Source organism: Micromonospora sp. S-DT3-3-22, from assembly GCF_015354745.1.
Lineage (GTDB): Bacteria > Actinomycetota > Actinomycetes > Mycobacteriales > Micromonosporaceae > Micromonospora > Micromonospora wenchangensis.
Genome location: NZ_JACGMO010000190.1, coordinates 1 through 9,077, shown reverse-complemented (window position 1 = coordinate 9,077; position 9,077 = coordinate 1). Strand labels below are relative to the sequence as shown.

Sequence of the window (9,077 nt, the reverse complement as noted above, 5' to 3'; positions counted from 1 at the left end):
ATCTGGGACACCGAGGCCGCCCGGCACTACGACACGCCGGGCGAGGGGATGTTCGCACCCGACGTGCTCGGGCCGACGGTGGACCGGCTGGCCGCCCTCCGCCGCCGAGTCGTGGGCCCGGCTGGACCGGGCCGCGCTCACCCTGGCCGGTATCGCGCCCCGGCTCACCGGCCTGGCCGAGCCGGCGGTGCTGGAGGCCGCCGCCGCCGACCGTTCGTTGCGCGACCTCGCCGACCGGACGGCCGGGGTGGAGCGCGCCCTGCGGCTCGCCCCACCCGAGGCCCGGCCCCGGCTCGCCGAGGCCCACCGTGCCCTGCTCGACCAACTGGTCACCGGGGTGACCGCCTACGAGGGGCTGGTCGCCGCCGCGGCCGGCTACGTCGCGGAGGACGCCCACCCGGAGGTCGTCGCGGACCCGTCCGCCGCCCGGCTGATGGAGGCGACGGACCTGCTGCACGGCGTCGCGTCCGCGCTGGCCGAGCTGCGTGCCGTCGGCGAACCCCAACGCACCCCCACCCGCTGAGGGCCCGCGCGGCGGGCCGCCCCGGCCGCCGCCGGCCCGCTTGACCTCAGTCGGGCGTACGGACCGGCAGCGGGCCGGTCCACGGTGAGCTGCCCACCACGTTGAACGAGCGGACCCGGTAGTGGTAGGTGACCCCCCGGGCCAGGCCGGTGTTGGTGAAGCTGCGCCCGGTGACGGTGAAGCTGGCCACCTCCCGGTCGAACGCCGGGTCCACCGCACGCTGCACCACGAACCCGGCCCCCGGGCCGGTCGGGACGCTCGCCGCCCAGCTCAACGAAACCGTCGCCGTGTCCGGCGCGGGGACACCCACCGTCGCGGCGACCCCGGTCGGCAGCTCGGGCACCGGCGGGGTGGTCACCGTCGCCACCGTCGACCACGGTGACGCCGCACCGAGGTAGGTGGTCCGGACCCGGTAGTAGTACGTGGTGTCCGGGGCGACCGCCGGATCGAGGTGGTGGTCGGCCACCGGCACGGCGGTGGTGCCCGGACCGCTGGTGAAGGTCGGGTTGGTGGCCCGCTGCACGTCGAGCCCGGTGGCGAAGGAACGGTTGACCCAGCGCAGCGCCACCCGCAGCGGGGCCGCCGGTGGCACCGTCGCGGCCAGCCCGCCCGGCGCGGGCAGGCGCACCGACGCCGGGCTGCTGTTCGACCAGGCCGAGCAGCCGGCCGCGTTCTCGGCCCGGATGCGGTAGTGGTAGGTCACGCCGGGGGTGATGCTGGCGTCGGTGTAGCGGGTCGCGGTCGCCGCCACGGTGATGGTGGTCAGCCCGGTGGTGAAACCGGCGTCGGTGGCCCGCTGGAGCAGGTGCCCGGTGGCCGCCGGCCGGCTGCCGTTGCCCGTCCAGGCCAGCGCGATCGCCGGGAGCGCGGTCGCCGAGCCGGGCACCGGGGTCGCGGTCAGCCCGGTCGGCGCGCGGGGCGAGACCCGCAGCACCAGCGGCCGGCTCATGCCCAGGTCCCGCAGCCCCGCCGCGCCGCTGGACCAGCGGAACTCCCAGCCCAGGTTGACCTGTTGGTTGACCACGATCGTCGGTCGGCCGTCGCAGGGGCTCACCGGGCTGGCGTCGAGGCGTACCCCGGCGGGTCGGGTCGGGTCGAGCAACCGCAGGCTGTCGGCGACCTTGAACGGCAGCGGCGGCACCTCGGGCCGCAGCGCCACCACCACGTCCTCGGCCGGGTTGACCCGGACGGTCTGCTTCCAGCCCCGCTCACCGCCGTCGGGGGCGCGGACCGTGCCGTCCCCGCCGATCCGGTTGACCACCTGCACGTCGCAGCCGTCGAAGCGGACCGGGTGGGTCTGCCGGCCGGTCCCGCAGATCCGCCACAGTTGGATGCCGTCGGCCGGGTCGGCCGGCCCCACCGTCGGGTCGGCGGCGATGAGGATCTCGGTGGCCGGGTCGGTCGGGCCGAGCGGCAGGGTCACCGGCCCCAGCGGGCCGGCACCCGGGTGGGGTACGCCGAGCCGGCCGGCCCGCCGCCCGTACTCCGGCTCGAAGACCGGGCCCACGGTCTTCACCTGGATCGGCAGGGTGACCGGCGTGGTGCCGCCCGGCGGGGTGAAGGTGAGCGAGGTGGCCTGCGCGGAGGCGACCGTCGCCCGCCCGGTGGCGGTGCCGAACGCCCGGTCGTACACCGGGTGCGGCACCACCGGCGGGCGCTGGGCGGCGGCGTACGCGGCGGGCAGCCGCTCGGCCAGCCGGTCCAGGTCGTACCGGCGGCCGGGGGCGCCGGCCACCCGGAACTGGAGCACGGTACGGGTGTTCGGGCCGTACCCGGGCAGGGTGGTGGGGCCGCCGCCGTCGGCGCGGCGGTCCCCGGCGGCGGTGTGCCGGTCGTAGCGGGGGTCGAAGCCGGGCAGCGGGGCCGGACAGTCGTTGTAGAGCAGCACCGTCGCGCCGGGCGGCAGGGTGGAGAAGTCGACGATCACGTCGGCCCGTTCGCCGGGGGCGAGCAGCAGCGCGGCCGAGTCCACGTTGAGCACCGTCGGGTCGCGGCGGTCGTAGCGGTAGCCGACGGGCCGGTTGGGCAGCACCACCGGGGCGGGGAGCAGCCCGCACTCGTTGCCGATCTGGATCATGGGTGGGCCGGCGGCGGCCGGGTCGGGCACCCCGCCGTCGCGTCCGTCGGTGGGCCAGTCGGCGGGCCGGCCGGGAGCGCGGACCGCGTCCACCATCGGCACCTCGCCGGCGTCGGCGTCGGCGAGGCTCCCGTCGGCCTGCCACATCGGCCCGTCGGAGCGGGCCCGGTAGAGCTGGAGGTTGACCGACCGGTCGGCGCAGCCGTTGACGATCCGGAACCGGTACGCCGTCGGCCGCACCCGCAGGTACGGGTAGGCGACCCCGTTGACCAGCATGGTGTCCCCGTACGCCTCGGGCACGGCGCTGGGGTGCGGCACCCCGGGGGCCTGCGGGGGCTCGTGCGGCGCGGCCACCGGATCGTGGTGCGGGTTGTCCACCGGGCCGACCCGGGGCCCGTCCTGCCCGTCCACGCCGGGCAGCCACGGGCCGTAGTCCCAGCGGCCGGTGGGGTTGCGCCCGCAGTCCCGGTACGGGTCCTGCCGGGACTGGTAGACGTGCGGGTGCCACAGGTTGCCCCGGGCGCCCCAGCGGTCCCGGTCCCAGGTGGGGTCCTCGGCGGCGAGTTGGGCGTCGTCGGGGACGAAGGTCCGGTCCTGGATCACCAGGGGGACCTGGTCGGCGGGGAGCACCCCGTCGGCGGTCAGCTCCTCCTCGACCGGGTCGGTGAGCAGGTAGAGGGCGAACTGACCGGACAGGACGGTCAGCCGGGACAGGCCGAGGGTGTTGTCGTGCAGGCACATCAGCCGGCCGCTCTGCGCGTTCGGGTAGTAGAGCGTGGTGGCCCCCGCCCCGGGTGGCGGCATGTCCGGCACGTGGGTCAGGCCCGGCCCGGTCGGGTACGGAGTGATCTCCCCGGCCGGGGTCACCCACTGCCACGGGTTGCCGGCGCTGATCCACCCGGTGTGCGCGCCGGACAGGTGCGGCACGGCCCGGTTCTGCGGGTAGGGCGCCGGCCCCTCCAGCGGCCCCGCCCCGGCTCCCGCGAGGCTGGTGTCGACCGGCAGGAAGAGGTCCCCGGCCGGGCCGGTGGGGAGCTGGTTGATGAACTTGATCCGGACCGGCCGGCCCCGCCGAGCCATGATCAGCGGCCCGAGGTGGTAGGGCCGTTCCGGTGGGGCGACGGTGTTGTGGCCGTGCGGGTCGGTGCCCAGGTTGAGCTGGCGGTAGCCGCGCAGCCGGGTGGTGGGCAGGTCCCGGTGCAGCCGCTGGGTGTACTCGGCCAGCCCGATCTCGTAGTAGTCACAGCCCGGCCAGGTCACCGTGTCCGGGGTGGCGACCGGCAGGTACCCGCCCAGTTCGGTGCGGCCCGCCGGGCCGGGCAGCGGCAGCGCGTCGACGAACTTGCGCAGGCCGGTGCCGGTGACCACCCGGCCCTGCGGGTCGCGTACCGGCAGCGGGCTGCCGGCGAAGTTGGGCACCGGGCCGAAGCAGCGTGGCACGGCGGCCGGGTCGAGGGTCGCCGGGGCGGGATCGGGTTCGCCGGTGCGGGCGGCCGGCACGGTGGGCCGGTCGGGCCGGTGGAGGCGGACGACCCGGGTCGTCCAGTGCGGTCGCAGTCTGCGGAACAGGGTCATGGCTCTCCCCGGGCACGGGGACCCGCCGCCCCCACCCCGGCGTGGTGGGCGGTCGCGTCCGATGGTCACGAACGGTGAGCACTCCACCGCAGCATGCGACGTCGGCGGCCGGATAGGAATTACCCATTCGTCCGTGTCTGCGGGTTGTCCCGTCAGGCGGGAGGTGTCGCCGGGTCGGTCGGTGGTGGCGTTGGCTGGCAGGTCGGGCACCAGTAGGTGACCCGTTCGCCCAGGTCCTCCTTGGCGATGGCGGTGCCGCAGCGGCGGCACGGCTGGGCCCGCCGCCCGTAGACGTAACTGGTCTGGCCCCGGCGCAGCGAACCGGTGGTGCTCTGGGTCCACCGGCCCCGGTTGGCGGCCAGCAGCCGCTGGGCCAGCGCCACCGTGCCGGGCAGGTCGGGCACCGCGCCGACCGGCGTCCACGGGGAGAGCCCGCGCAGGAACAGCAGCTCGCACTTGTAGAGGTTGCCCACCCCGGCCAGGTTGCGTTGGTCGAGCAGCGCCTCGCCGATGGTCACCCCGGGTGCGGCGGCCAGCCGGCGGACCGCCTCCGCCGGGTCCCAGTCCGCGCCGAGCAGGTCGGGGCCGAGGTGCCCGAGCAGGCGCTCCTCCTCGGCGGTGGGCAGCAGGGCCAGTTCGTGCAGGTGGTAGCCGACCGCCACCGCCTCCGCGCCGCGCAGCACCGCCCGGATCAGGTGGGCCGGCCGGGCCGTCCAGCGTTCCCCCGGGGCGTACGCCCGCCACACGCCGTCCATCCGCAGGTGGGAGTGGAGGGTCCAGGCGGTGGTCGACGCCACCGGGGCCGGCGCGGTCAGCCGTAGCAGCAGGTGCTTGCCCCGGCTGGCCGACTCCGCCACCGTCCAGCCGGTCAGGTCGGTGGTGGCCAGCGCGGGCACCCGGAGGTCGCTGCCGGTCAGCCGGGCTCCGGCGAGCGCGCGGTGCAGGACGCGGGCGGTGTTCCAGACGGTGTCTCCCTCGGGCACCCCAGCATTCTCCCTCGTCCGAACAGAATTCGCGTGTATCGCTATTTGTAGCGTGCTTCCTGTCGATCTACGAAAAAATGCACTATAGGGAGGTCTTGAGGAGAAGATTATGGCTTTTGTCCCTTGTCGTCCCCCATCGTGGCTGTTGGTCGGTCTGCTGACCCTGACCGGAGTTCTCGTCCCGACCGCCGCCACCGCCGCCCCCCGTACCGCAGGCCACGCCGCCGACCAGTCCCCGGCCGGCACGCGCGGCACCCCGACCGCCGGGGAGAGCTGGACCGTCGACCTCGCCGTGGCCGGCGGCGACGACGTCAACGTCCGCTTCGGCGCCGGCCGGCTGCGCCTCGCCGACCCCCACCCGACCCGGCGGAACCGGCCCGCCGCCCTGGGCGTACCGGTCGCCGAGGGGGTGCTGCTCGCCCCCGCGCGCAGCCTCGCCGGCCCGGCCAACCGGGTCCGCGCCGACCTCACCGCCGAGGCGGCCACCGGTGCCGCCGTCGGCGTCCAGGTGCGCGGCTGGCTGGCCACCGGCTGGACCGAGTGGCGGGAGGCCGGCGGCGGACCGGCCCTCTTCGACCGCCCGGTCACCCGGGTCCAGGCCCGGGTGCTGCTCACCACCCGCGACGCGCACGCCGCCGCATCGGTACGCGCGGTGCAGCTCACCGCCGACACCACCGCCGCCGCGACCCCGGCCCCCACCGCCGTCCGCAGCTCCCGGGTGTTCGCCACCCGGGAGGGCGAGGTCGGCGGGGTGACCGCCAACGGGCGCACCATCCAACCCCGGGACCACTTCGTCGCCCTGCCGTCCCGACGCGGACTGTCCCCGATCGACACCGGGGACTACACCGTGCGGGTCTGCACCACCAGCGGCAGCCGCTGCGAGTACGCACCCGTCTGGGACGTCGGCCCGTGGAACACCCGGGACGACTACTGGAACCCCGCCGCCGTCCGGGAGAACTGGAAGAACCTGCCGCAGGGGCGACCCGAGGCCCAGGCCGCCTACCAGTACGGCTACAACGGCGGCAAGGACCAGTTCGGGCGTACCGTGCTGAACCCGGCCGGCATCGACCTCGCCGACGGCACCTTCTGGGACGGCCTGCTGCTCACCGACAACGCCTGGGTCGACGTGGCGTACCTGTGGACCGGCAGCGGCCCGCGCGGCGTGATCGGCTCCGGGCCGCTCAACATCCGCACCGGCCCCGGCACCTCGTACCCGGTGCGGGGGCTCGCCGCCACACACGCCAACGTGCCCATCCAGTGCTACGTCACCGGGCAGACGGTCGCCGGGACGTACCGGACCACCAACCGGTGGAACCGGCTGGCCGGCGGCCAGTACGTCAGCCACGCGTACGTGTCCACGGTGTACGGCGGCACCGTGTCCCGCTGCTGACCGGCCGCCCCCGACCCCGCCGGGCCGGGGGCGGGCCGGCTCAGGGCCGCTCGTCCGGGCGGGGCGGGCGGACCATGTCCTGGTAGCGGGGGTGGCTGGCACCGTACACGGCGAAGTTCAGCCGGGCATGGGTGAGGCTCAGGTCACCGTTGGGACCGCCCCGCACCACGTCGGCATCGGCGTCGCCCTGGCCGTCATCGGTCCAGAAACAGACCGGACAGGTGCCCCCACCCGTCCGGGACGCACAACAGGGACAGCCCACCGGAACCCACACTTCACCCACCGCAGCAGCATTCCACACCGGACGCCCGACAGGGAGCGCAGCTCACCCTCCGGGCCGTCCCCGCACCGTCACCGTGGCACCCGGGGCGACCCCGAGCAGGTCCACCGCCCGGCCACCGTTGCTGGCCACCGCCACCAGGCCGGCCGAGTCGACGAGCACGACCAGGTCACCGGGCGGTACGTCCCCGAACGTCACGCCCCGCACCGCCGGATGGCCGGCGACCCGCACCGTGCCGGGCAACGCCGCCAGCAGGTCGGCCCCGGCGGCGAGCTGCACGTTGCCGAAGTGGTCCACGGTGAGCACCTCGGCGGTGAACCCGTCCGCCTCCCGGCGCAGCACCGGCGCGGGCAGGGTCACCAGGCCGGCCGGATCGACAGGCGGGCCCGCGTCGGCCGGCGGGTCGCCGAGCGCCAGCCGGGCCGCCACCGGGGCGAACACGTCCCGGCCGTGGAAGGTGCCCGACACCTCCGCCGCCACCCAGCCCGGCGCGGTCAGCTCGACCGCCGCGGTGACCCCGCCCAACGCCTGCGCCGCCGCCGGCAGCAACCCGTTGTCCGGCCCGACCAGCAGCCCGCCCGGTGTCACCAGCGCCACCCCCCGCCGGGCGGTGCCCACCCCCGGGTCCACCACCGCCACGTGCACCCCGTACGGCAGGTGCGGCACCGCCTGGGCGAGCACCGCCGCGCCGCGCCTGACGTCCCCCGCCGGCACCAGGTGGGTCACGTCGATCACCCGCGCGGCCGGGGCGATCCGGCCGATCACGCCGTGGCAGACGGCGACGAAACCGTCGGTGAGCCCGTAGTCGGTGGTCAGCGAGATCCAGGGGGTCGGGGTCATGCCGGCAGGCTAGTGCGGTGACCGTCCTACCACTGACCGGACACCCCGATCGACCGACCGGCCGGTGCCGCCCGCGCACCGGGTTCGGCAGACTGCCGGGGTGACGAAACGCCTCCGTATCCTCCCCGTGACCACCATCGCCCTGCTCACGCTGGCCCTCGCCGGTTGCGGCGACGACCCCGGCGACGAGCGGGACGGCGGGGCGTGGGCCGACGGCCGGTCGAAGGCCCCGGCCACCAGCGAGGCGCCCCCGGCCGACGGTGCGCCGAAGGCCGCGAAGCCGGGCAGCACCCCCCGGGAGAGCCCCTCCACCCCGCCGTTCGTGCTGCCGACCAAGCAGACCAGCGCCCCCGCCGCCCGCAAGGTGGTCGACGCGTTCAAGGCCGCCGGCCTCACGGTGCCGGACCCGCGTGACCGCTCCAAGGACTGCGGCCCCAACGGTACGGGCGTCGGCTGTGCCCAACTGCTCGTCACCGACGCCGTCGCCGTGTACGTCTTCCCCGACGAGGCGAGCGCGACCAACCAGACCGACGTGTGGGGGGCCAAGGCGTACCGGGCCGGTGCGGTGGTGCTCAACTACCTGGGCACCCGGACCAGCGCCGCCGAGCAGAAGCGCTACAACGACGTCCTGGCGAAGCTCGGCTGACCCCGCCCGACGCCGGCCGGGGTGCCCCGGTCGGCGGCGCAGGCACGGGCTGCCCTGCCCGTCAGCCGCGCAGCCGTAGGCCCCGGGGGGTGGCCCGGAAACCGGCGGCGGTGAGCGCGTCGCGCAGCGGCGAGGAGTGCACCGCCTCACCGTCGGCGCGTTCCACCGACATCGCCCCCAACGCCCCGGAGTGCACCGCGTCGGCGAGCGCCTTGCCGGCGGCGGCCAACGCGTCGGCGTCGTCGGTGAAGGAGAGGATCGTCCGGCCGCCCCGCTCGACGTAGAGGGCCAGCTCGCCGCCGACCAGCACCACCACCGCCCCGGCCTTGCGCCCGGCCCGGTGCCCGCTGCCCGGGGCGGTGCCGTCACCGGAGTCGACGGCCCGTTCCGGCCAGGGCAGCGCCGCGCCGTACGGGTTGGCCGGGTCGGTGGCGGCGAGCACCGTGGTCGGCCCGTCGCCGCGCCCCCGGTCGGCCGGCTCGGCCAACGCCCGCAACCGCTCCACCGCCCCGGGCACCGCGAACTGCGCTGCCCCCAGCCCCTCCACGAAGTAGCCGCGCCGGGCCGCGCCCCGTTCCTCCAGCGCGGCCAGCACCGGGTAGACGGCGGCGAAACCCCCGACCACCTGCTCGGCCACCACCGCGCCCCGGGTCACCACCCCGTGCCGGTCGAGCAGCAGGTCGGCCAGGGCGGCGGCCCGCCGGGTCGGGTCGGTGTCCCGCTCCGGCAGCCGCGACCAGCGCCCGGCCACCGTGGGCGGGCC

General features: G+C 76.2%; 6 protein-coding genes and 2 pseudogenes. 3 read left to right on the top strand and 5 right to left on the bottom strand.

The genetic code is table 11. The annotated features are described in order from the left end of the window. A pseudogene (locus H1A17_RS32340) lies at positions 1 to 523 on the top strand (hypothetical protein); the annotation flags it as partial. 46 nt (positions 524 to 569) lie between these two features. Here the strand turns inward: H1A17_RS32340 and H1A17_RS32335 are convergent. Next, the gene (locus tag H1A17_RS32335; RefSeq protein ID WP_194823658.1) at positions 570 to 4,175 is read right to left on the bottom strand and encodes a hypothetical protein; all 3,606 of its coding nucleotides are present in this window, start codon (positions 4,173 to 4,175) and stop codon (positions 570 to 572) included. A gap of 152 nt (positions 4,176 to 4,327) precedes the next feature. Next, positions 4,328 to 5,158, bottom strand: a complete 831-nt coding sequence (locus H1A17_RS32330; protein WP_145918453.1) for a DNA-formamidopyrimidine glycosylase family protein — start codon at positions 5,156 to 5,158, stop codon at positions 4,328 to 4,330. A 145-nt stretch (positions 5,159 to 5,303) separates the two neighbouring features. Between H1A17_RS32330 and H1A17_RS32325 the strand changes: the two genes are divergently transcribed. Beyond that, positions 5,304 to 6,548 (top strand): hypothetical protein, encoded by a 1,245-nt coding sequence (locus H1A17_RS32325; RefSeq protein ID WP_228544662.1) that lies wholly within the window; start codon positions 5,304 to 5,306, stop codon positions 6,546 to 6,548. Between the two features lie 40 nt (positions 6,549 to 6,588). On the opposite strand, the gene H1A17_RS32320 is transcribed toward H1A17_RS32325, so the two are convergent. Together H1A17_RS32320 and H1A17_RS32315 are read right to left on the bottom strand one after the other, a co-directional pair. After that, positions 6,589 to 6,810: a CPCC family cysteine-rich protein gene (locus tag H1A17_RS32320; RefSeq protein ID WP_240762684.1), complete on the bottom strand. Its 222-nt coding sequence runs from the start codon at positions 6,808 to 6,810 to the stop codon at positions 6,589 to 6,591. A gap of 63 nt (positions 6,811 to 6,873) precedes the next feature. Then, the gene (locus H1A17_RS32315) at positions 6,874 to 7,668 is read right to left on the bottom strand and encodes an S-adenosyl-l-methionine hydroxide adenosyltransferase family protein (protein ID WP_194823656.1); all 795 of its coding nucleotides are present in this window, start codon (positions 7,666 to 7,668) and stop codon (positions 6,874 to 6,876) included. 127 nt (positions 7,669 to 7,795) lie between these two features. Between H1A17_RS32315 and H1A17_RS32310 the strand changes: the two genes are divergently transcribed. After that, entirely contained in the window at positions 7,796 to 8,314 is a 519-nt protein-coding gene (locus H1A17_RS32310; protein ID WP_145918456.1) for a hypothetical protein, read from the top strand. 61 nt (positions 8,315 to 8,375) lie between these two features. Here the strand turns inward: H1A17_RS32310 and H1A17_RS32305 are convergent. Next, positions 8,376 to 9,077, bottom strand: a pseudogene (locus tag H1A17_RS32305) (DEAD/DEAH box helicase); the annotation flags it as partial.

What these genes read in the sequence shown, in the direction of transcription:
- H1A17_RS32335 (WP_194823658.1), bottom strand. Translation starts at nt 4,175, where the DNA reads ATGACCCTGTTCCGCAGACTGCGACCGCACTGGACGACCCGGGTCGTC.
- H1A17_RS32315 (WP_194823656.1), bottom strand. Translation starts at nt 7,668, where the DNA reads ATGACCCCGACCCCCTGGATCTCGCTGACCACCGACTACGGGCTCACC.